Origin of the sequence: Paenibacillus sp. URB8-2, assembly GCF_013393385.1 — a bacterium.
GTDB lineage: Bacteria > Bacillota > Bacilli > Paenibacillales > Paenibacillaceae > Paenibacillus_AQ.
This window is the reverse complement of record NZ_AP023239.1, coordinates 1,100,222-1,121,983: the sequence shown is the minus strand read 5'-3', so window position 1 is coordinate 1,121,983 and position 21,762 is coordinate 1,100,222. Positions and strand designations below refer to the sequence as shown.

General features: G+C 54.7%; 20 protein-coding genes and 1 pseudogene. 2 read left to right on the top strand and 19 right to left on the bottom strand.

Annotation, left to right across the window (positions count from 1 at the left end):
• Positions 1–10: 10 nt before the first annotated feature.
• The gene (locus tag PUR_RS05225) at positions 11–718 is read left to right on the top strand and encodes a peptidylprolyl isomerase (protein WP_442953765.1); all 708 of its coding nucleotides are present in this window, start codon (positions 11–13) and stop codon (positions 716–718) included.
• Positions 719–1,014: 296 nt separating this feature from the next.
• Here PUR_RS05225 and PUR_RS05220 read toward each other — a convergent pair.
• The 14 genes and pseudogenes from PUR_RS05220 to PUR_RS05155 form a co-directional block, all read right to left on the bottom strand.
• Positions 1,015–2,234: pseudogene (locus PUR_RS05220) on the bottom strand (IS110 family transposase).
• A 413-nt stretch (positions 2,235–2,647) separates the two neighbouring features.
• Positions 2,648–3,748 (bottom strand): Glu/Leu/Phe/Val family dehydrogenase, encoded by a 1,101-nt coding sequence (locus PUR_RS05215; protein WP_179037753.1) that lies wholly within the window; start codon positions 3,746–3,748, stop codon positions 2,648–2,650.
• 192 nt (positions 3,749–3,940) lie between these two features.
• Positions 3,941–4,273: a hypothetical protein gene (locus tag PUR_RS05210; RefSeq protein WP_232101727.1), complete on the bottom strand. Its 333-nt coding sequence runs from the start codon at positions 4,271–4,273 to the stop codon at positions 3,941–3,943.
• Between the two features lie 29 nt (positions 4,274–4,302).
• Entirely contained in the window at positions 4,303–5,001 is a 699-nt protein-coding gene (locus tag PUR_RS05205; RefSeq protein ID WP_179034327.1) for a pirin family protein, read from the bottom strand.
• A gap of 203 nt (positions 5,002–5,204) precedes the next feature.
• The gene (locus PUR_RS05200) at positions 5,205–5,852 is read right to left on the bottom strand and encodes a nitroreductase family protein (RefSeq protein ID WP_179034326.1); all 648 of its coding nucleotides are present in this window, start codon (positions 5,850–5,852) and stop codon (positions 5,205–5,207) included.
• Positions 5,853–6,036: 184 nt separating this feature from the next.
• Positions 6,037–6,471: an RrF2 family transcriptional regulator gene (locus PUR_RS05195; protein WP_179034325.1), complete on the bottom strand. Its 435-nt coding sequence runs from the start codon at positions 6,469–6,471 to the stop codon at positions 6,037–6,039.
• Between the two features lie 222 nt (positions 6,472–6,693).
• The gene (locus tag PUR_RS05190; protein WP_179034324.1) at positions 6,694–7,626 is read right to left on the bottom strand and encodes a manganese-dependent inorganic pyrophosphatase; all 933 of its coding nucleotides are present in this window, start codon (positions 7,624–7,626) and stop codon (positions 6,694–6,696) included.
• A 310-nt stretch (positions 7,627–7,936) separates the two neighbouring features.
• Positions 7,937–8,974 (bottom strand): autoinducer 2 ABC transporter substrate-binding protein, encoded by a 1,038-nt coding sequence (locus PUR_RS05185; RefSeq protein WP_179034323.1) that lies wholly within the window; start codon positions 8,972–8,974, stop codon positions 7,937–7,939.
• Positions 8,975–9,048: 74 nt separating this feature from the next.
• Positions 9,049–10,020 carry an ABC transporter permease gene (locus PUR_RS05180; RefSeq protein ID WP_179034322.1) on the bottom strand — a complete coding sequence of 324 codons (972 nt, stop codon included), beginning with the start codon at positions 10,018–10,020 and terminating at the stop codon, positions 9,049–9,051.
• Between the two features lie 13 nt (positions 10,021–10,033).
• A complete protein-coding gene (locus PUR_RS05175; RefSeq protein ID WP_179034321.1) occupies positions 10,034–11,017 on the bottom strand; it encodes an ABC transporter permease in 984 nt (327 codons plus the stop codon).
• A 115-nt stretch (positions 11,018–11,132) separates the two neighbouring features.
• Complete coding sequence (locus PUR_RS05170; protein ID WP_179034320.1) at positions 11,133–12,650, bottom strand: sugar ABC transporter ATP-binding protein; 1,518 nt, start codon at positions 12,648–12,650, stop codon at positions 11,133–11,135.
• A 3-nt stretch (positions 12,651–12,653) separates the two neighbouring features.
• A complete protein-coding gene (gene rbsK, locus PUR_RS05165) occupies positions 12,654–13,613 on the bottom strand; it encodes a ribokinase (RefSeq protein WP_179034319.1) in 960 nt (319 codons plus the stop codon).
• 3 nt (positions 13,614–13,616) lie between these two features.
• On the bottom strand, positions 13,617–14,309 hold the full coding sequence (gene rpe / locus PUR_RS05160) for a ribulose-phosphate 3-epimerase (protein ID WP_179034318.1): 693 nt from the start codon (positions 14,307–14,309) through the stop codon (positions 13,617–13,619).
• A 181-nt stretch (positions 14,310–14,490) separates the two neighbouring features.
• Entirely contained in the window at positions 14,491–15,282 is a 792-nt protein-coding gene (locus tag PUR_RS05155) for a DeoR/GlpR family DNA-binding transcription regulator (protein ID WP_179034317.1), read from the bottom strand.
• Between the two features lie 246 nt (positions 15,283–15,528).
• On the opposite strand from PUR_RS05155, the gene PUR_RS05150 reads away from it, so the two are divergent.
• Complete coding sequence (locus PUR_RS05150) at positions 15,529–16,500, top strand: ring-cleaving dioxygenase (RefSeq protein ID WP_179034316.1); 972 nt, start codon at positions 15,529–15,531, stop codon at positions 16,498–16,500.
• 80 nt (positions 16,501–16,580) lie between these two features.
• Here PUR_RS05150 and PUR_RS05145 read toward each other — a convergent pair whose 3' ends face one another.
• From PUR_RS05145 to PUR_RS05125, 5 genes are all read right to left on the bottom strand, one after another.
• Entirely contained in the window at positions 16,581–17,333 is a 753-nt protein-coding gene (locus PUR_RS05145) for a YjjG family noncanonical pyrimidine nucleotidase (RefSeq protein ID WP_179034315.1), read from the bottom strand.
• 249 nt (positions 17,334–17,582) lie between these two features.
• Complete coding sequence (locus PUR_RS05140; protein WP_179034314.1) at positions 17,583–18,107, bottom strand: mismatch-specific DNA-glycosylase; 525 nt, start codon at positions 18,105–18,107, stop codon at positions 17,583–17,585.
• Positions 18,108–18,442: 335 nt separating this feature from the next.
• A complete protein-coding gene (locus PUR_RS05135; protein ID WP_179034313.1) occupies positions 18,443–20,488 on the bottom strand; it encodes a DUF6449 domain-containing protein in 2,046 nt (681 codons plus the stop codon).
• Positions 20,463–21,365 carry an ABC transporter ATP-binding protein gene (locus tag PUR_RS05130; protein WP_179034312.1) on the bottom strand — a complete coding sequence of 301 codons (903 nt, stop codon included), beginning with the start codon at positions 21,363–21,365 and terminating at the stop codon, positions 20,463–20,465. Before PUR_RS05130 ends, PUR_RS05135 begins: the two co-directional genes overlap by 26 nt.
• Positions 21,362–21,748: a GntR family transcriptional regulator gene (locus PUR_RS05125; RefSeq protein WP_179034311.1), complete on the bottom strand. Its 387-nt coding sequence runs from the start codon at positions 21,746–21,748 to the stop codon at positions 21,362–21,364. The genes PUR_RS05130 and PUR_RS05125 overlap by 4 nt, the downstream gene beginning before the upstream one ends.
• Positions 21,749–21,762: the final 14 nt, after the last annotated feature.

The window sequence follows — 21,762 nt, the reverse complement described above, 5'->3', positions numbered from 1 at the left end:
CGACAGATTAGTGAGAGCTGCAAGCAAACATTCTTTCGTCATATGGGCGCTTCTGGGCCTTATGATGCTGATTCTGGCGTCCGGCTGCGGCAGTAAGCCTGACGCCTCGGGCGGCTCGAACCCCGGCGCATCCCCAGCCCCGGACTCGGGGTCGCAGACAAACGGCGCGCCCGCTAACGGAACGCCCTCCGATAGTGCGAGCCACCCCCTGGTTACCATCGAGATGGGGGACGGCGGGATCATCAAGGCCGAGCTGTATCCTGAGGTCGCCCCGAATACGGTGAACAATTTCATTTCACTCATTCAAAAAGGGTTCTATAACGGGACGGTCTTCCACCGTGTCATCCCCGGGTTCATGATTCAGGGCGGTGATCCGGAAGGCACGGGCATGGGTGGCCCCGGGTACGGCATTTCCGGAGAATTCTCCGAGAACGGCTTCCCCAACAAGCTCCTGCATACGACAGGCGTGCTGTCGATGGCCCGGACGAATGATCCCGATTCGGCGGGATCGCAATTCTTCATTATGACTGCGGCCGCGACGAGTCTGGACGGAAAGTATGCGGCCTTCGGAAAAGTCACCGAAGGGCTCGATGTCGTCGACGCCATCGTCAATCTTCCGAGAGACGCCAACGACCGTCCCGAAAATCCGCCCGTAATCAAGAAGATAACGGTAGATACCTTGGGCGTCGCTTATCCCGAACCGGATAAAATGCAGTAACGTTCATGCATGTCCGCCTAAGAAGAAACGCCTGACGGCGTCTTTCAAGACGCAAGTGCGTTTCTCGTAGAAATACAAGGTCTTTTATAAGCGTGAAACTTATAAATTCTTGTATTTTAAGAAGAAACGGCTTCGCCGTCCTCTGGAAGAGGAAGGCATCCGTTTCTCGTAAAAATATCAGGTTAAGGATAAGCGCGAAGCTTATACTTTCTGCCCTGAAAATAAAGTTGCTCCAGAACACTAAAAGTGTGCATACGAAAACAAACCCCAGATTGTATATTTTTTTGAATCAGCTGTCAGGCCGTTTGTTCCGTCAGATTCACTTGGTAGCCTAAGGATTCTAATCGTTTGATGGAACGGTTCATCACCATGTCGCGGTTTCGTTGATCGAAATAATCAAATCCTAGTTCTTTATATTCTTGTTTTCGCGTTAACAAGATATAAACGATCGTCAGGATGCTATGTCCGACAGCCACTGCTGCCCTGTTTTTTCCTCGCCTGCCTGCGATCCGGTGATATTGGGCCGACAGGTAGGTATTCTTTTTTCGTCCCGCGGCTCGTGCCGCTTCCACCAGTGCACTTCGCAGTTTCTTGTTCCCTTTTCGGGTCTTCGCTGACCGCTTTTTCCCGGCACTTTCATCGTGACCTGGAGTCATTCCTGCCCAGGAACATAAATGTCCCGGACTTGGAAACCGTGTCATGTCGGTCCCGATTTCCGCCAGAATTTGTTCGGCGGTTCGCTTACCGACGCCGGGAATGGTATCCACAACTTCAGGTCCTCTGCGAAAGGGGTCATTCGGCGTTCCACTTCTTCATCCAGTTCAGTGATTAACTCGTTCAGTTGGTCGATGTGCGACAGCTGTTTTTCCAGCATGAGCAGCTGATGCGGCCCCAGGCTGCCTTCAAGGGCCAGTTTTAATTGCTCTTTCTTAGCCTTTAGCTTTTTTTGCGCGAAGTCAGCCAGGATCGATGGATCACTTTCTCCCTGAATCATCGCTTCCAGCATGTTCCGTCCAGATACGCCCAGCACATTGGAGGCCACCGACGAGAGTTTGATATTTCCGCCTTCCAGCACCTTTTGCAGTCGGTTTACTTCCCGGGCTCGTTCTTCGATGATGCTTCGCCGGTAGCGAATGATTTCCCGAAGCTCTCGCTGCTCCCGACCCGGAATATAGCTCCCCTGCACCAGTCCATGCCGGAGTAGCTTGGCAATCCATTCCGCATCCTTTACATCCGTTTTTCGCCCAGGCACCGCTTTGATATGCTGAGCGTTCACGACGATCGGCTTGACATCTTCCAGTTCAAGCAGGTTATAAATCGGTTTCCAGTAATCCCCGGTACTCTCCATCGCGACATGGCTGCACCGCTCGCTTTTGATCCAATCCACCAGATCGACCAGTCGTCTGGTCAGGGTTTCAAAACTTCGAATCTCCTTTCCTTTCGGGGTGATGATACATGCGGTGATGCTTTTCTTGTGCACATCCAATCCACAGCAACGTTCAATCAGGATTTCCATGGTTTGCTTCTCCTGCCTGCTGGCGCTAATTAAGGCTGGTGCAAAGACCAATACTAAGGTTATTCTGCCCTGCGTGCTTCCCTGAAGGGAGCAACAATCTGTGATGCACCGGGTCGATGGGGTCCGTCTGATATCCGGGTTCGTGACACCAAGAAAGTACGACCTACCTTCGCCAGCCCAGTAACCAGTATCGCCCATATTTTCATTATTCAGTGGTGCCGCGTTAGCGGCATGGGAGTCTGATATTTAGAAAAAGAGCCTCTTGGCTGTTACCGATCGGTAAGTCGGTAGGGAGCTTGGAGGCTTTTTTGCCGGAAAACGTTCTTCCGACGCTTCGATCTTAATTATAAATTCTATTTTTTAAAAAAGCCCGGCCCGCTTGAACGCGGGTATACCGGGCCGTAGAAATCCGATTAATGCCGTTTTCTGCTCAGGTTGTGATGGCCATCGCGAAGAAAGGTGCTGCGGCTGTTTTTCAGCAGAGCAATCCGTTCCTCCGCCAGATGGTCGGCCGCCGCGTAGGTTGGAATGCCCTTCTCGCGCGAAATTTCAAGGACACGGGTGATACTGTCATAAATCTTCGACACCTGCTTCAGAGCCCGCTCCTTGTTATAGCCGTTCAGCTCGTCGGCAATATTGATAACGCCTCCCGCGTTGATCACATAATCGGGGGCGTAGACAATGCCTCTCGCATGCAGCGCGTCGCCGTGGCGGGACTCCTTCAACTGGTTGTTGGCCGCGCCCGCGATGACTTTGGCCTTGATCAGCGGCAGCGTCTGGTCGTTGATGGTCGCCCCGAGCGCGCACGGCGCGTAAATATCGCAGTCTACGCCAACGATCTCATTCGGGTCGACCGCTTTGGCGCCGTATGCGTCCACGGCACGGCGAACGGCCTCCTTGTTAATGTCGGTGACGATAAGCCGGGCGCCCTCCTCATGAAGATGCCCGCACAAGGCATAGGCTACGTTGCCTACGCCCTGAACGGCGATCGTCTTGCCCTCCAGCGAATCCGTACCGAATGCCGCCTTCGCCGCTGCCTTCATGCCCCGGTATACGCCAAAAGCCGTAACCGGCGAAGGATTGCCCGAAGAACCGTAGGATTGGGAAATCCCGGTCACATAATCGGTCTCCTGATGGATAATGTCCATATCATCCTCGGTCGTTCCAACGTCCTCGGCGGTGATATAGCGTCCGTTCAGCCCTTGTATATATCTTCCGAAGGCGCGGAACATCGCTTCGTTCTTATCTTTTTTCGGATCACCGATGATTACGGTCTTGCCCCCGCCCAGATTAAGTCCGGAGACGGCGTTTTTGTAGGTCATGCCTTTTGCCAGACGAAGCGCGTCGACGATTGCCTCTTCCTCGGAAGCATAGGTCCACATCCGGGTTCCGCCCAGAGCGGGCCCGAGCGTCGTGTCGTGAATCGCAATGATCGCCTTCAGCCCAGACGCTTTGTCCTGACAAAACAGCAGTTGTTCGTAATCGTCCCGTTCCAATACCGAGAATAAATCCATGTTCTTCATTTCTCCTGTCCCTTGTATGTTGCCAATGTTAGCTTTCATAACAAAACTAGTATACAATTGACCAATTGTCAATTCCTGCTGACCGAATTTCTCGATAAATCCGCTCATCCATGCAGCAAAAGAACTGAATACTGACTTCCCCTGTTACAGTTTTGCGTAATTTTCGGTGCCGTGAGCAGATGCTCAATCCCAATATTCGTCGGGCCGGTATTCGATTTCCGACTGGGCGGTCACGGTAAGACAACCCGAAGCTTCGTCATAGTCAACCGGGTTATCACCAACGTAATACCAATGCTTGACGACAGGCCCGCCCTCCGGCTCCTCGAACCGAAGGACGTTCAGCTCCGCCTTCAGCGTCAGGACCTCCTGTCCCTTATCCGCCGGTACACCGAAGATGGAAATCCGCATCAGTTCGCCATCCCGGCTGAAGGCGTAAGTCAATCCTTCCGCGCTGCTCAGCAGCATACGTCCGGTCACGGCATGTTTGACCAATACTCTTTCCCGCTGATTCATCATAAGGACCTCCTCATTTAACGCCTCACCGCCTACGGCAGATCGACCAGCATCACAAAAGCGGACTCCGTTGCCGCGAGCGAGATTGTATCTTCATCTTCGATCCGCGCCGAATCCCCGGAATTCAACTTGCTGCCGCTGACCTCAAGACTTCCCTCGATCACATATACAAAAATGCGGCGTCCCGGCTCCTGATGAAACGCAAGATTCTGACCGCCGCGCAAACGTCCCAAATATATCGTCATATCCTGTCCGATATCAACGATTTCATCCGAACCTTCGGCGGAAACTACCGGCACCAAAGCGCCGTCAAGCTTCTCCGTCCAGTATTTCCCCGCCTGGTACGAAGGCCGGGAACCGCGAACGGACGGCATGAACCAGAGCTGGAGCAGCCGCGCCGGCTCGTCCTTCGACGGATTGTGCTCGGTATGGATGACCCCGGTGCCGGCAGACATCCGCTGGATACCGCCAAAGGAACTCTCCGCGACATTGCCCAGATTGTCTTCATGGCGAAGCACGCCGGAGAGAATGATAGAGACAATCTCCATATCGCTGTGCGGGTGGGCTCCGAAGCCCTTCCCCGGAGCGATGGTGTCGTCATTGCATACACGCATGGGGCCGAAAGCGGTATTGGCCGGATCATAATATTCGCCGAACGAAAAAATATGGCTTCCTTTCAACCAACCGTGATCGAAGCGGTGGACCGATTCCGCCGTATACACCTTTATCATTGCGCTTCAGCCTCCTGTTCAAAAGCTTTCCGTCGTTCTTTTCGCGTCTAAAGCGGTCTCTGCCGTCATACCAAAATTGTAGCAGAAAGGGGCTTTAATAGCGAAATCCCGCCGGACGCTAACGAACCCCCGCCGGTTTGGCGGGGGTTCGCAATTAACTGCCATCTTCCGGAAGACGGCGGGGATTAGCGCCAAGATTGGATTCAGCCTTTGAATCCATTAAATTGAACCACATCTTCGAGCGGCAGGCGTGTGGTCTGGCGTCCTGCGGCCGCAGCATGACCTACGGCAATCAGCATTACGGTCGCATAGCGTTGCGGAATCTGGAACATCTCGCGGAATTGATCGGCATTGTAGCCGCCCATAGGCACCGTGTCATAGCCTTTCGCCTTGGCCGCCAGCATCAGCTGCATGGAGATGAGACCTCCGTCCACCAGCGCGATTTCCTTCTGCTTCTCCCGGCTGAGCGCGGAGTAGTTGTTCCAGCTGTTCTCCACCATCATATTCCGCACTTCCGGCGTCGCGTGACCGGCCTCTACCGCCGAATCCCAAATCTTATCCACGTTTCGGTAGGCTTCAAGGTCGCCAAGCACGGCAATAATGGCGGATGCTTCCACAACTTGCTGCTGGTTGTAGGCGATCGGCAGCAGCTGCTCCTTGAGCGCCTGATCTGTAATGACGATGAAACGCCAAGGCTGAAGATTGGAAGAGGACGGGGCCAGGACGGCATCGTTCAGCAGATCATGGATCTCTTCATCGGACATTTTCCGGGAAGAATCGTATTTTCTTACCGAATGGCGTTCCTGAATAACTTGGCTGAAAGACAGGCTGTTCTCTACTTGCGTTTCCATAGTTGGTTTCCTCCTGAATGAAAAATAATTCCGCCGGCCGGGCCGGGCGGCTGCTGCTCCCACCCTTAATTCTGTGTGTATAATGGCACAGTTAAAACCAAAAAAAATGTTACTTCCGGAAATCCGTCTCAACAATTCAACTGTTGTTTAATAAGCACAGTATAAAACAATAAAAAGCGAACTGTCAATATCCCGCTTTTCGAACGACATCGGCAACCGTATAATTTTTCAGTACCTCGGTGACGCTTCGGTCGACCTCTTCCAAAATGCCGCAGCATGCCGTCTTCATCTGAGTCCCGAAATCACTCACGCACATCGTGCCGCTGACCGCCTCATGACGGGCTTCTCCTACTTCCAGCGCGCGGTATACTTCGGCCAGCGTCAACTGGTCGGGCGCCTTGTTCAGCGTATATCCCCCATCCCGCCCTTCCCGGGTGACCAGGATGGACTCCTTCGCCAGCTTGGCCAGAATGCGGCGGAGCAGCGTCGGCTCGGACGACATCATCTTGGCGATCTCGCAGCTGGGACAGGTCCCCCCGTCCTTGGCAAGCACCACCAGCGCCTGAAGGGCCAGGCCGAATGATTTATATTGCAGGGAGCCTATATTGCGTTTGGTCATCCCATTCTCCTCCCTTCATTGAGTCCTTCTAATTGTACCAATCGAAAATCCAACAGGCAATCGGTTTGGGGCAGCCTTAATCAAGAGCCTGTACAGAAAAAAGGGAATCCCTGGCCGGTAACGGCTGCCGGGATTCCCTGCGCGCATCATTCCCGCGGAGCGGAGACACGGCTTTGAGGCCTGTCCGATAGCAGTGCGGGCAAAAAAATTTATTGTATAAACCTACAGCTTGGAAATCGTTTCGGTAAGGACCGGCACGATCTGCGATTTGCGGGAAACGACGCCTTTGAGCAAGGCCTTGTTGCCGTCCAGCTTCACATTGTAAGCTTGCTCGACGGCCCCTGCCGCGCTGCCCAGCGCGACGCCGACGGAATCGCTGTTCAGGATGTCCGTTACAACGAACAGGAACAGATCAAGCCCCTTCTCGTCGATAATGCCCTGCAGTGCGCCCTCAAGCTCGGCCTGGCGAGACAGCACATCGTTCGTGTCAATCGCGTTGACCTGGGCGATAATCACCTTCTTGTCGCCCATTGTAAATTCCTTCGCGTCCAGGTTAAGCAGCGTATCGATGCTCTTGTCGCTCAGGTCCGCTCCGGCCTTCAGCATGCTCAGACCGTAGCTGTCCGCGTCCACGCCGGCGATTTCCGCCAGTTCCTTGGCGGCGGCTACATCCTCATCCGTGCAGGTCGGGGATTTGAACAGCAGGGAATCGGACACGATGGCGGACAGCATAAGTCCGGCTACCGGCTTCGAAATCTCCACTCCGTTCTCCTTGTAGAGCTTCTTCAGTATCGTTGCGGTGCAGCCTACCGGCTCGGCGCGGTAGTACAGCGGATGAGCCGTTTCGAAGTTGGCGATCCGGTGATGGTCGATAACCTCAACGACGCGCACCTGATCGATGTCGTTCGCGCTCTGCTGGCGCTCGTTATGGTCGACAAGAATAACCTGTTTCGCTTCACTGGCCACATTTTCTACCAGACGCGGAGCTTCCACGCCGAAATGGTCCAGGGCATATTTCGTTTCAGAGCCGACTTCGCCGAGGCGGACGGCTTCAGCGTCCCAGCCCAGCTCTTTTTTGAGCGCGGCGTAGGCGATGGCGGAGCAAATCGTATCAGTGTCGGGATTTTTGTGTCCAAAGATCAATGTTTTTTCCATTTCCAAGCTCCTTACTTTGGTTTTATTCCATTTAATATACCACAGATTGATAGGGACAAGCCAGAATCCATGGAGACAATCGGCATACTTCTGAAGTATACCTCCCTATTGATCTCCGGCGATCTGGACGCTGCACCATGAAACACGTTTGTTCCTCTCCTGATTCACCGAGGATATTTCGGAGCCGGGAAGGGGTTAGGCGGGCGTTGAACAATAAGCTGACAGGCTCCTGTTTAAGGTAACCGGGCCATAAGACCAAACAAGAACCATCCCGGGAATACCGGAACGGTTCTTGTTCACATGTGGGAATTTAAAACTTGAATTGATCCACATTCTCCTTGGTGAATTCGGTAGGCGGCCCCATGATGACGGTTTTGTTGTCATCCTTCACTTGGATTGTGCCGACGTTGGGCACATCGTCTCCATTGGCGGGAAGCTTGCCTTCTTCCAGATTCTTGGCGAGCGATACCGTCAGGTATCCCAGATTTTCCGGGTTCCAGAGCAGGGCGGACGACATGGAACCGTCTAAGATATACGGTTTGGAATCGGTTGGAAGGGAGGCTCCGATGACGGCCACCTTGCCCTGCAGCCCCTTCTCCTGGATGGCCTGGGCGGCGCCCAGAGGCGCTACCGTCGAGAAGGCCAGCAGCCCCTTAAGATCGGGATACGCTTTCAACAAATCGAGCGTTTTCTGATATGCAACCTGCTGCTTCTCGTCGGTCGCGATTTTATCGTTGACGAGCTTCATGTTCGGGTATTTCTCTTCCGCCTGCTTTTTGGCCCAGCCGATCCAGGTATTGAGATTCGCTGCAGACATGCCTCCGGTCAGAATGGCGAATTCTCCGCTGTCCGAGCCGATCTTCTCCACCAGTTTATCCATCATGGTCCGGCCGAAGATTTCATCGTCGATCTGGTGAACGGACAGCTCGACCACCGACTGGTCGGCCGGCGTATCCCAGTCCATCACGTGGATGCCCTGATCCTTGGCCCGCTTGAGCACCGGCGTCAGCGACGCGGGGTCGTTCGGAGCCACGGCTATAACGTCAACCTTCTGGCTGATGAGGTCTTCAATGATTTTGACCTGCTGAGCCGCGTCGGCCTGCGTCGGCCCCGTATAGATCACATCGACGCCAAGGTCCTGCCCCGCCTTCTTAGCCCCCGTCTCCGAGGCGTTGAAATAAGGAATGCCTACCACCTTCGGAACAATCGCGATCTTGATTTTGCCGCCGGATGAGCTGCCCTCCGCCTGCGCGGCGCTTCCGCTCTGTGACGTCTTGACCGAGCAGCCCGCCAGAATCATCGAAGCCGCAAGGAGTCCTGCCACCGCTTGTTTCCATTTTTTTGTCATTTTGTAACAACCCCTTTCTGATCTTTGGACATGATATTGGGAATTGATATTGGGAAGAACGCCTTGAAGCGCGTTCAGCTTGCCGATTTGACCTGGAGCGCCTGCTTCACGCTCTTCTTCTTCCTGGTTTTGGCCGTAAAATAATTCAGGGTCAGGACCGCGATCAGAATCACGCCCATCATGATATCGACCACCGTACGCGGTACCCCAAGAAGGTTCAGGCCATTGGACAGCACCTGAAATATACCGACGGCATAGACCGTACCGATCACTTTGCCGTACCCGCCGGCGATGTCGGTTCCGCCAAGAACGGCGGCGGCGATGGTGAGCAACTGGTAGGACGAGCCCAGATCCACTTTTGCCGAGTTGTAGCGGGAGATCATGATCATTGAAGAGACCGAGGCGGCGAACGCCGAGAACAGGTAGACGCCAAGCAGCACTCTGGTTACATTTATCCCCGAGAAGCGGGCCGCCACAGGATTAATGCCGACCTTGTATACGCTTCTTCCCCACGGTGTTCTGTTCAGCAGAACCGAGGCGGCGAGAGCCAGCGCGGCAAATATCAGAATCGAAAGCGGGAACGGCCCTATGCTCATATTGCCGATCCAGCCGAACGCGTCCGGGAAGCCGGAGATCGCGTCGCCTTTGGTTATGCTTAAGATAAGTCCTTCAAACAGTACCATAGTTCCCAGCGTCACCAGGATCGGCGAAACACCGATGAATGCGACGAAGAAGCCGTTCACCAGTCCGCACAGCAGTGCAACGCCAACGCCGGCCGCGATGGCCAGCGGAATCGGATAGTGATGCGTCATCGTCATGGCCGCAATCACCCCGGAGAACGCCGCGGTAAAAGTAAGGGAAAGATCGATGCCCGAGGTGATAATGACGACCATCATGCCGATGGCGAGAATGGCCAACTCCGGGAACTGAAACATCATATTGCTGAGATTATAGGGATCGAGAAACCCGGGCGCCGTGACCGCCATGAGAATGAACAGCGCAACCAGAATGAGACCCAGCGTACTTTCCTTGGAAATTTTTATCACTTCGTTTCCCCTCCTAGGCTTCGACTTCCACTTTCAACAGTCTGGCTTCAGCCCGTTTGCGCTGCAGGTGGTCGTACGATACCGCGAACAGGATCACCAGCCCGACAACGACTTTCTGCCAGTAGGTGTCGATGTGCATCAGAATCAGCCCGTTCTGCATCACCCCGATCAGCAGGACGCCGAGCAGGGTTCCCCAGACGGACCCGCTTCCGCCCAGAATGTTCGCCCCGCCGATAACGACCGCCGATATGACGGTGAGTTCAAAGCCAAGCATGCCGTTTGGGTCGACTGATTTGGTATAAGCCATCTGCGAGATGGCGGCAATGCCGGCAAGGAGACCCATGAATCCGTATACAAACATCTGGGTACCTTTCAGGCTGATGCCTGCGCGGACGGCGGAGACGGGATTGCCTCCGATCGCAAATACGGCTCTGCCGATGGCGGTATATTTCATGATGAACCAGGTGACGAGCGTTACGGCCAGCAGCATGTAGATGATGATGGAGAAACCCGCGATTTTGATTTCGGAAAAGGAAATGAAGGCGGCAGGAAAATTGCTGCTGTTCAGATACACGCCGTTCGTGAAGAACAGGATGCTTCCATTAATAATGCTCATGGTCCCGAGCGTCACCACAATCGGGGGAATGCTGAGACGCGCGATCAGCGCGCCGTTGATCAGGCCGACAGCGACGCCCGTAACCGCGGCTATGCCGAACATCACTGCAATGGATAACGGATTGTCCGGAAGCAACTGCATGAGATGGCCTGTGATGACGACCGCCGCGCTTGTGGCGGCCCCCACCGAAACATCGATGCCCCCGGTTATGATGACGAGCGTCATGCCCATGGCCAATATGACAAGGACGGAATTCGCTTTCAAAATATCAAGCAGATTGTCGGCCGTCAGAAAGACGGGATTGCTGAATCCGAGCACAAGGCCCAGAAGAAGGAGTACGGCCAGAATCCCCATTTCTTTGGATTTAAATACTTTTCTCATGTTAATCACCGCCCGGTATGCTTATAGTTCTTGTTAATCATTCAACCTTACAGTTCTCGCTAGCCCCGGCCTGCCGCTCCCGCCGGGCTCCCCGCACGAGACTCCCCTAAAGGGCTCAGGCCGGGTCCGCCTGCTTGTTCCCCGCTCCGAGCACCGCGAGGTTCATGATGCTCTCCTGGGTAGCCTCGTCGGCGTTAAGCTCGCCGGTAATTCTCCCCTGCTTCATGACGAGGATCCGGTCGCTGACCGCAAGAACCTCGGGCAGCTCCGAAGAGATGACGATTACGGCGATGCCCTTGGCGGTTAAACGCCGCAGCAGACGGTGAATTTCCGTCTTGGCTCCGATATCGATACCGTTGGTCGGCTCATCGATAATCAGAATCTTCGGCTCGGTCGACAGCCACTTGGCGATCACGATCTTCTGCTGGTTGCCGCCCGACAGCTGCCCCGCGTTCATATCGGCGATCGGGGGGCGGATATCCAGAATTTGAATATACTCGCTGGCAAGCTGCTTCTCCCTGCTCCGCTCGATCAGTCTGAATTTATTGAGCATCTGGCGGAACACGGTGACCGAAATATTGTCAATGATGGACTGTCGCAGAAACAAACCTTCCGTTTGGCGGCTCTCCGGAATATAGGCGATCTTGTGCCGGATGGCGTCGCCGGACGATTTAAGGTCTACCTGCCTGCCGGATACTCTGATTATGCCGCTGTCGGGACGGTTAAGGCCGAACAGTGCCTGCGCCAGCTCCGTCCTTCCGGCTCCCACCAAACCGGTAATCCCGATAATTTCCCCCTCTCTCAGCGAAAAGGATATATCTTTGAAATTGCCCCGTTTGGACAAATTCTCGACTTCCAGCACAACCTGCCCGTAAGGCCCCGTCCCCACTTTGTCGACCGCTTCAAGCTGCCGTCCGACCATCAAGGCGATCAACTTATCCTCATCCAGTTCGGATTTGTCGTAGCTGCCTACAAATTTGCCGTCCCGAAGAACCGTAAAGCGGTCGGAGACCTTGAACAGCTCCTTCAGCTTGTGGCTGATGAAGATAATGGCGATGCCTTTGCGCTGTAGATCGTCCACAACCCGGTACAGCTGCTCGACTTCTCCGGAGGACAGGGACGAGGTCGGCTCATCCATCACAATCAACCTAGAGTCGAAGGCGAGAGACCTGGCGATAGCCACCATCTGCTGCTTGGCGATGCTGAGCTTCTCCACAGGCAGATCGACATCGACCTGCAGCCTCAGTTCCCGAAGCACCCGCTCGGCGGTCTCTTTCATATCCTTCCACTTCACCAGACCGCCGCCTTCTCCGCCGCGCCCGATGCAGATGTTCTCCGCCACCGATAAATTGGGGAACAGACTGAGATCCTGGTAGATAATCGAAATTCCGAGACGGGTGGCATCAATCGCACGGGCGAACCGGACCGGCTCTCCGTTGAAGCAGATTTCCGCTCCTTCATCCGGCTGCTCCACGCCTGCGAGTATCTTCATGAGGGTGGACTTTCCCGCCCCGTTTTCCCCGATCAGCGCGTGCACTTCTCCCGCCTTGACGGCAAACCGGACATTGTCGAGTGCCTTGACGCCCGGGTAGGTCTTGCTGATCCGGTTCATTTCCAGCAAATATTCAGCCATGAATTACGCCTCCTTCTCCTGCCGGCTCATGAGTTCCCGGTATGTCGCAATCTGCCTTTCCCGGCAGAACGCTTCAATCTCCCCCCATCCCGGGATACCGTCCTGAGCGCCTTGGTTAGAGACCTTTATAGCGCTTACAACTGTTGCGAATCTTACGGCTTCCTCCAGCGGGCATCCCTCATCAAGGGCGACGGCCAGCGCCCCCGCGAAGGAATCGCCCGCCCCTACCGTATCCACCGCTTGTACGGGAATGCCGGGAATCCGCGTCCCCTGTCCCGAGGAATAAATGAAGGACCCCTTCTCCGCCATCTTGATGATGCTCGCTCTTGCACCCGCCGCTTCAAGCCTCCTCGCCGCCTCCAGCGCCGATTGCTCGTCAGTAACGTCGATTCCCGTCAGATGGAGAGTCTCCTGTCTGTTGGGCGTGATCAGATCGGCATACCGGACCGCTTCGGGCTGAATGCCGTCCGCGGGAGCGGGATCGAGAATAACGAAGACGCCGAGCTCGCGCGCCCGTTTCATCGCATAAATGACCGTGTCATGCGGGATTTCCATCTGGACCAGCAGAACCTTGCTGCGCTTCAGCAGTTCGATCCGCTCTTCAATGTCGCCGGGCCGGATTTCTTCATTGGCTCCTTTGACCACAATCATGGTATTCTCCGCCGTATCGTCTATCGTGATCAGCACCACCCCGGTCGGAGAGCCTTGAGCCAGCTTCAGATGGGAAGTGCCGACCCCATTGGCCTTAAGGCTGTCCAGTACAACGCCGCCGAAGGCATCGTCTCCGGTGCAGCCGATTATATGCGTCTCCTTGCCCAATCTCGCGCAGGTGACCGCCTGATTGGCTCCCTTGCCCCCGGGAAGCATCTGTGCATCCTTGCCGTATCTCGTCTCGCCATGTCCCGGGTATCGGTCGATTCTGGCGATAATGTCCATGTTAATGCTACCTGCCACTGTGATCATCGTCTATCCCTCCCGAACGGCGGCCTGCGCCGGTTTAGCTTCAAGAAATCCCCTCAGTTCCAGAGCAGCGAGCTCCAAATCCGTGTTCGGCTTGAACAGGCAGGAGGTTCCGCATACCAGCAGATCCGCTCCCCTGTCCAGAACCCCTGGTATGGTTTCAAAGCTGATATTCCCGTCAACCTGAATCCGGACATCTTCTCCGCTGCGTTTGATCATCTTTTTCAAATCGGAGATTTTGCGGTAGGTGCTCGGGATAAATTTTTGACCCGCGAAACCAGGGTTAACCGTCATGAGACACACATAATCCGTTACATCAAGCACATATTCCAGACAGTTCAGCGGCGTGGAGGGATTAAGGGCGACCCCGGCCTTCAGTCCGCTGTCCCTGATCATCTGAAGCGCGCGCTGGAGATGAACCTTGGTCTCGGCATGTACCGAGATCCAGTCCGCCCCCGCTTCGACGAACAGCTCAATATAGCGTTCGGGCTCTTCTACCATCAGATGAATGTCAAAAGGTCTGTCCGTATACGGGCGAAGCGTCCTCAGCATATCGGGGCTCATGGCGAAGTTCGGGACAAAGGTTCCGTCCATAATGTCGAAATGGTAATAATCCACTCCTCCCCGATTTAAAGATTCCATATCCTTCAGCAGCCTGCCCATATCCGCGCACATCATGGAGGGTCCAATTAGCGTCATGCTCTTCGCACCTCTTATCTTTTTTTTACAGATATTTTACGTTTGTTTATGACATAAAAGCGATTTCATATCTGTATATTACAATATATTATTTTTGAATTCAACAAAAATATTTTGAAAACAAAGAAACCAGCCGACAAGGCTGATTTCAATCGTTTCTGTTATTCAACTGTTCGGGCCATCAGGTTACTGTAACGTTAATATCCCTGGCATGAAACTTCTCGCGTTCCTCCGGAGGGAGGCCCGAATCCGTCACCAGCCGGTGCACCTCCTCCACCCCCATCAGCCGGATTAAAGAGCGGGCCTGATACTTGCTGCTGTCGGCCAGAAGAATGCGCTCATCCGATATGGACATGATCTTCTGTTTAAGCCGGGCATGGGATTCGTAAGGCTCGGTAATCCCCCGAAGCAGGTCGAAGCCCTGGCAGGAGAAGAAGAACTTGTCGATATGATAGCCGTCCAGCATATTCTCGGCCGGCATGCCGGTCATGGCCATCGCGTCGGTGTCCAGATTGCCTCCGATTACAATAAGCTTGATTTCATTCTTCTTGATCAGTTCATTCACGATGACAAGCGAGTAGGTAATCACGGTCAACGGCCGGTTGGGCAGCTGCTTGGCCACCTGAAGGGATGTGGTGCTGGCGTCAAGCGCAATCACTTCCCCTTCCCTGACGAGCGAGGCGGCATAAATGCCGATTCCCTTCTTCTGCTGTTCATGAATGGTTTCCCGCTGAATAACGGGAGGCTCCATCGATTCCCAACGGTTCAGCACGGCTCCGCCGTGGGTCCTCACAATCAGCCCCTCGTTCTCCAGACGCTCCAAATCCCGTCTGACCGTCTCTTCCGTAACTTTAAAGCGTTTGCTGAGTTCCGTTACTTTAACAGCGTTTCCACGCTCCAGCAGCTCAATAATTTCCTTCTTTCGCTCGGCGGCGTTTGCCGGTTCGCTTTTCTCTCGGGATGGGTTGCTCATAGAATTTCCTCCAACCACAATTATGGATTTCAAAAAAGTAATGTTTGAAACAAATATATCGCATCCGAACCCCGAGCCACAAGTTTTTTGCCAAATCATGTTATTCGGCCTGGGGTTTAGACGGGTTGCAAATCCCGTCATTTACTATTAAAACTTTAGTAACTTAATATATTACGGTTAAAATAGATGTTCTGAACAAATCAGAACAACAGCGGAATGAAACCACAGAAAAACGGAGGTATTGTTATGGAACTCAAAGGACTTCACCATGTTTCCGCGATCACGGCCAAAGCGCCTGAAAACTTTAATTTCTACACTCAAGTGCTTGGCCTGCGTCTGGTCAAAAAAACGGTCAACCAGGACGATACCTCCGTCTACCACTTATTTTACGGCGATGAAAAAGGGAGTCCCGGCACCGAGGTCACGTTCTTCGAAATTCCGATGGCGGGCCGGAACCGGGAAGGCAATAGCAGCATCTCCGCTCTGTCGCTGCGCGTTCCCTCCGACGCCGCTTTGGAATATTGGAAGAATCGGCTCGGGCAATACGGGGTCGACCACGGGGAGATTGCGGACCGCGGCGGGCGGCGGACGCTATTCTTCCGCGACCCCGAAGGGCAGCGGTTCTTCCTCGTCTCGGACGAGAACAATCAAGGCGTTGCCGGCGGCCATCCGTGGGACAAGAGTCCCGTTCCCGCCGAGCATGCCATCACCGGACTTGGACCGGCGCATCTGACGGTGGAGAACGCCGAGCCTACCGCCACCGTGCTGGAGCAGCTTCTCGGATTCCGGCGCAAGGGCGTCTATCCCTCCACTGTCCCGGGCCAGCCTGACGTTATCGTGTTCGAGACCAGCGAAGGCGGCTCGGGCGCCGAGGTCCATGTCGAGGAGCGCAATGATCTGCCGGCCGAGCGTTTGGGCCGGGGCGGGGTACATCATGTCGCCTTCCGGGTGGACAACGAAGAGGAGCTTAAGCTGTGGATTGAGCGCCTCCGCTCCGCAAGCCTGCCCAATTCCGGATTTGTCGACCGCTTCTATTTCCGTTCCTTATACTTCCGGGAGCCGGGCGGCATTTTGTTCGAGCTGGCTACGGACGGGCCGGGCTTCGATACGGACGAGCCGGCCGACCATCTTGGCGAATCGCTGGCGCTGCCTCCGTTCCTGGAGCCAAAGCGCAGCCAGATCGAGGAAATGCTTAAGCCGCTGGATACAAGACAGTAACTTGAGACTGTTCAAAAAAGAGGATGCCCGGGGCGCGTGACCCTAGGTCATCCTCTTTTTTTTGCGAAAAATACTGCTGCTCAGGAAATCGGCTCTTCCCTGCCCGGACATCCTTCGCCGCCCGGGAGCCATCCCCCCGGCTTGCCCTCAGCTATAGGCCGCAGCTCGGACAATGACCGTATTTCATAGGTCGGTATGATCTCCGGGTCCCGGGGCTTTCCTGAGGGATTGAACCAGCAGGTGTCGATGCCGTATGATATGCCGCCCTGGATGTCCGATGTCAGCGTATCGCCGACAATCAGCACTTTGTGCTTGTCTTCGGCCGTAAGTCCGAGCCTTGCAAAGGCGTGATCGAAAATGCCCCGCTCCGGCTTCTGGCTTCCGACCTCCTCAGAGATGATGATATGCGCGAACGTATCGCGCAGCGGCGAGCCTTGAATGCGCGAGTATTGAACTTCCTTGATCCCGTTGGTAATCACCGCGAGACGGCACCCGGCAAGCTCATCGCACAGTTCCGCCGCCCCCTCGACCAGAAAAATCCCCTCTCCCAGATGGTTCAAATAGGAAGCGCTAAAGGACTCGGGGTCCAGATCAAGGCCATGCGCGGCAAACAGCCGGGTAAACCGTTCCACGCGCAGCACGGCGGAGGAGATCAGCCCAAGCTCCAGATCCCTCCAAAGCGCCTTGTTGATTTCTTTGTAGGCCGGGGCGCAAATATCGAAGCCCGACGGCATGCCGAACTGGTTAAAAGCTTCCCGCAGCGCATAGCTCTCCGCCTGCCCGTAGTCGAACAGCGTATCGTCCGCATCAAATAGAATGACTTCGTACTTCACTTGCAGTCTAACCTCCCGACTATCATGCATGGATTTCCGCATTCTTGATGATATCGTTCTTAAAGTTCAACCTTCACCCTGTGTATTCCTGCCCGTCCATCCTCATTCGGGAGAAGGTTTTATGAACGTCCCTCCAAAAACAAAGCAGCCTTCGCCTTGCAAATACAAGACTCGGCTGCTGGCGGTTTCACGACTGCTCCTAAAAAAGAAAGCTGTGAGAAAAGCGCGGTATTGACCCGGGAAACCGGATTACAGATCCGACCGTTCCCGGACCGACTCATTCAGCCTCCGGTAAATCCCGACAATCTCATCCATCGGCATCCGCACCAGCCCGCTGGAGGAAGGCGCGACGAACTCGCGCACGCCGTCCACCACCGGCTCCAGCGCCTCCTGGAAGCCCCAATCAGCCTGCGCCCTGCGGCTGAATTCCGTATATACGCCCTTGCCGACAAAGCAGGCGATTTGCGGCCGGTACTTCATTAGCTTGGTCCGAAGCAGTTCCCGCCCCTGATTGTACTCCTCGCGGGTAATATCCTCCGCTCCCCGGGTGGGACGGGCGACGATATTGGTGAAGCCGTAGCCCAGCTTCAGCAGTTCGCCGTCCTCGGAAGCGTCGTACAGCCGCGGCGTAAGTCCGCTGCGGTAAAGAATTCTCCAGAAATTATTGCGCGGATTCGCATAATGATGGCCGGCTTCTCCAGACCGCAGGCTCGGGTTGAAGCCGATAAATACAATTTGCAGCCCTAGATCTAGATGATCCTCCACCGGGTTCATGGCCGTTCACCTCCGTTACATTATATAATACCCGGCTCCGGGGCTTAACTCCAGCCGCAGTTCGACGCGTTCAATCCTCATTGCCCCTTTACGGGAACGGATACAAAAATTAGACAATTCGGATTCGTAAGTCCATATCTAAGAAGAAACGGCTTCGCCGTCCTCTGGAAGAGGAAGGCATCCGTTTCTCGTAAAAATATCAGGTTAAGGATAAGCGCGAAGCTTATCCTTAACCTGATATTTCAAAAAAAACGCTTCGCCCGAAGCGGCAAGCCGTTTTGGACGAAGCGTTCAGAGCCGTGCCAACGTACCGGACGGATCTTTTCAGTATATTTTCAGGGAAGCAGACTTTTCAGTTCAGGGGTCATTTCCGACGCATTCAGCCTATAATATTCGCCGTTTCCGTTCTTGAACTTCACAAGCGCGAAATACGAATCCGTCTTGGACGAATAGTTCCGCCGTATTTTCAGAATATCTTCTATTCGTGCCTTGTCCTTGACAATGACGGATCGGCCCCCTTCCCTCGCCAACCTGAGATGTGCCTCCGGGTCGTAATTAACGCCGTTGGGAAGAACGTCTTCGCTACTCTGTTTCGCCACTTCAACAGACAGCAAGTCATCTGCCTTGATTCTGACCTTATCCGCATAGCCTTTTTGTTCAAGCCATGCTCCCAGCTCATGAAAAGATGGGTTCCAGTTGTAGCCCTCGAACAAGTAACCCGAATAAGGATGATTCATTGATTCCTCGGTTGCGATACGGATTGTGGCCAGCGGAACTGCGTCGTCCGTCTGGTCTTTAAAGGACATGTTCAGGATCTCTTTCTTCAGAAGCATCTTGAACGCCGCGATATCCGCCGGTTCCGAGATCGTGACGCTCCTGACACCGGAACTCACCTGGATACTCGCAATCGGCTTGTCAAGCAGCGGCAGGAGATATTTGGTCCGCTTGAATTCGGGGGATTCCATCACCGCTTTAAGCTCAGGCTCGAAACCGGCCTGCGGCACATTGTACTGTCTGGTAATCTTGCTCCCATCCTTCAGCTTATAGACCAAGGTATAGCCGAATAATGTTCGCTCCGAATAGATCTTGTACCGACCCTCCCCGTCCCCCGGCCGCACCTGGACAAGCGCTTCATGGAGCTTGCGGACGTTTGTTATATAGGTCGGGTCTGAAGAGAACGGGGCTATGCCCTTATAGGGGCTGCCTATCGTATTGTAGTCAACGGAACTTACAGCCGCCGGTTGCGAATCCCTATAACCCTCGTAATTACTGCCCGCGTAGATCTCGCTGATGGTGTCCGCGGCCGGCACTCTCGCCTCAAAGCCGGTCATGGGCGACACGGGAAGGTACAGCAGAAGTCCGAGGACAACCGCGTAACCCGCAAACTGCAAGGGCAGCTTCCGGTTCAGGATTTGCCAGGATTTCCGGATTACCATTTCCGCTCCGGCATATCCGATAACGGCCCCGAGAGCGAAGCCCGTGAACGACCAGCCGCTGAGTCCGGAGCGCATTTGGGCAAAGTAGGTGCCGGAGATCAGCATGGCGCTCAGCATGACTCCGCCTCTAAACAGCGGATTGAAGTACGTAAAGGCCATCGCCTGGCCTGCCGTTTCCACCCGCCGCTTGCGGTACAGCACATACGACAGCAGAACGAACAGAACGATCAAAGCCGCATAGATGCCCAGCTCGCCCCAGGTATAAGGCTTGGCGGTTATTTCCATCATGTGAAGGAACGGCGACCAGTAGTCTATACCTCTCAAATTGTTCTGGTATGGGAATCCGTACAGGTAGATGGATAAATGATAAAGAACCATTTGCGAGAGCACGGCGGGCAGAATCAGCAAAATATAAACCACAATGCCCTGCAGCACGGTAAGACCGAGGCATATGCCGACGAAAGAAGTCAAGGTGAACAGGAACAGCGTCAACACGCTGACTATAGCTCCCCAAGTCCAGACATCCGCACCGCTGTAAAGGAACATATTGCCGTCCCAGTTTTGCATCACTCCGGCAGCAAGCGCCGTAAGCCATACCGGAACCAGAAGCAGAATGGAGCCGCTGAACAGCTGGACCGTCAGAAGATGCTTACGGCGCAGCGGAAGGCTGTGCGCCATGTCCGCCGCCCCTTTGTGCTGAAGGTAGCGGAACAGCAGCAGACCGGCCGCCACGGGCAGCGTAAGCGTGAACAGCATGGGCAGCGAGCCGCTGATCCGGAACAGATCGTCCACCTTCTGCGGCGGCGTGTCGGGATTTCCGCCAAGGAACATTTGCAGCGGAAGAGCGAACAGCAGACCGAGCAGGTAAACGGCGGCGATCCAGGAATGCTGCCTGAGATTTTGCCGGATCATGCCCCGGTTAAAGTAGAATCGGCGCGATGTCATAGCCCGCCCCCTCCATTTCGTAAATAAAGATTTCTTCCAAGGTCAGCGGCAGAAGATCCAGCACGTACGGATTATAGACACGGAACGCGTCCGCGATCCGCTCGCGGTCCCCTTTTACGATATAGAGGCAGACGCTCCCCCGCCGTTCGCGGTGCAGAATCTGCAGCTTGCCGGACAGCGCCCCCTCATGGCGTTCATCCCGGAAGGCCACCTGCACTTTATGCGTGTCGGATTTCAGCTCGTCAAGCTCCTTGTCGATCAGCAGAGCCCCTTCGTGCATAATGCCAACATGGTCACACAGATCCTCAATCTCGCGCAAATTATGCGAGGAGATGACGGCGGTAAGGCCGCGTTCGGCAACCTCCTGGAACAGCACATTTTTAATCAGCCGCCGCATCACCGGATCTAGTCCGTCGAGCGGCTCATCCATGATCAGCACATCCGGCATACAGCTGAGCGCCAGCCAAAAAGCGGCCTGCTGCCGCATTCCCTTGGACAGCCGGTTCAGCTTGCGCTTCGGGTCCAGCGAAAATAATCCGCCCAGCTCCTTGAAGCGTTCCCCGCTCCAGCGCGGGTAGACGGACCTGTAGAAATCGGCCATCTGCATGATGGAAGCCTGAGGGAAGAAGTAAGGAAAATCCGGCATAAATACGATTCTCCCCTTGGTGTCAGGGTTCTCAAACACCGGCTTACCGTCAATGATCACGCTTCCCGCATCGGGCAGGTAGATCCCTGCAACCGTCTTGAGCAGCGTCGTTTTCCCCGCCCCGTTCGAGCCGAGCAGCCCGAATATATTCCCTTTATGTATGGTCAAGGAAATTCCCTGAACCGCCTTCCGGTCCTGAAAAACTTTGCTGACCTCCCGTATCTCGATCATGGCTGATCCTCCTCTCCTTTTTGCTCCGATGCCTGCTTGAACAATTCAACGATTTCCGACTCCGTAAAGCCGAGGTAAACGGCCTCCGCTATCAGGCGCAGCAGTTCCTCGCGCACTTCCGCCCTTTTGGCTGCATTCGTCCCCTGCTGCGCTGGCGAAACGAAGCTGCCCTTGCCCGGCCGGGAGTAAATATAGCCTTCCCGTTCCAGTTCACGGTAAGCCTTCTGAATGGTGTTCGGATTCACGGTAAGCTGCGCCGACAGCGTCCGCACGGACGGAAGCTGCTCATCGGACCGTAAAATGCCGTACAAAATCAGCTCCTTGATCTTATCCGTCAACTGCTCGTAAATGGGTCTGCGGCTCCGAACGTCCAGTTCGAACACATGCGACTCCCCCT

What these genes read in the sequence shown, in the direction of transcription:
- PUR_RS05215 (WP_179037753.1), bottom strand. Translation starts at nt 3,748, where the DNA reads ATGGATTTATTCTCGGTATTGGAACGGGACGATTACGAACAACTGCTG.
- PUR_RS05210 (WP_232101727.1), bottom strand. Translation starts at nt 4,273, where the DNA reads ATGATGAATCAGCGGGAAAGAGTATTGGTCAAACATGCCGTGACCGGA.
- PUR_RS05205 (WP_179034327.1), bottom strand. Translation starts at nt 5,001, where the DNA reads ATGATAAAGGTGTATACGGCGGAATCGGTCCACCGCTTCGATCACGGT.
- PUR_RS05200 (WP_179034326.1), bottom strand. Translation starts at nt 5,852, where the DNA reads ATGGAAACGCAAGTAGAGAACAGCCTGTCTTTCAGCCAAGTTATTCAG.
- PUR_RS05195 (WP_179034325.1), bottom strand. Translation starts at nt 6,471, where the DNA reads ATGACCAAACGCAATATAGGCTCCCTGCAATATAAATCATTCGGCCTG.
- PUR_RS05190 (WP_179034324.1), bottom strand. Translation starts at nt 7,626, where the DNA reads ATGGAAAAAACATTGATCTTTGGACACAAAAATCCCGACACTGATACG.
- PUR_RS05185 (WP_179034323.1), bottom strand. Translation starts at nt 8,974, where the DNA reads ATGACAAAAAAATGGAAACAAGCGGTGGCAGGACTCCTTGCGGCTTCG.
- PUR_RS05175 (WP_179034321.1), bottom strand. Translation starts at nt 11,017, where the DNA reads ATGAGAAAAGTATTTAAATCCAAAGAAATGGGGATTCTGGCCGTACTC.
- PUR_RS05170 (WP_179034320.1), bottom strand. Translation starts at nt 12,650, where the DNA reads ATGGCTGAATATTTGCTGGAAATGAACCGGATCAGCAAGACCTACCCG.
- rbsK (WP_179034319.1), bottom strand. Translation starts at nt 13,613, where the DNA reads ATGATCACAGTGGCAGGTAGCATTAACATGGACATTATCGCCAGAATC.
- rpe (WP_179034318.1), bottom strand. Translation starts at nt 14,309, where the DNA reads ATGACGCTAATTGGACCCTCCATGATGTGCGCGGATATGGGCAGGCTG.
- PUR_RS05155 (WP_179034317.1), bottom strand. Translation starts at nt 15,282, where the DNA reads ATGAGCAACCCATCCCGAGAGAAAAGCGAACCGGCAAACGCCGCCGAG.
- PUR_RS05150 (WP_179034316.1), top strand. Translation starts at nt 15,529, where the DNA reads ATGGAACTCAAAGGACTTCACCATGTTTCCGCGATCACGGCCAAAGCG.
- PUR_RS05140 (WP_179034314.1), bottom strand. Translation starts at nt 18,107, where the DNA reads ATGAACCCGGTGGAGGATCATCTAGATCTAGGGCTGCAAATTGTATTT.
- PUR_RS05135 (WP_179034313.1), bottom strand. Translation starts at nt 20,488, where the DNA reads ATGACATCGCGCCGATTCTACTTTAACCGGGGCATGATCCGGCAAAAT.
- PUR_RS05130 (WP_179034312.1), bottom strand. Translation starts at nt 21,365, where the DNA reads ATGATCGAGATACGGGAGGTCAGCAAAGTTTTTCAGGACCGGAAGGCG.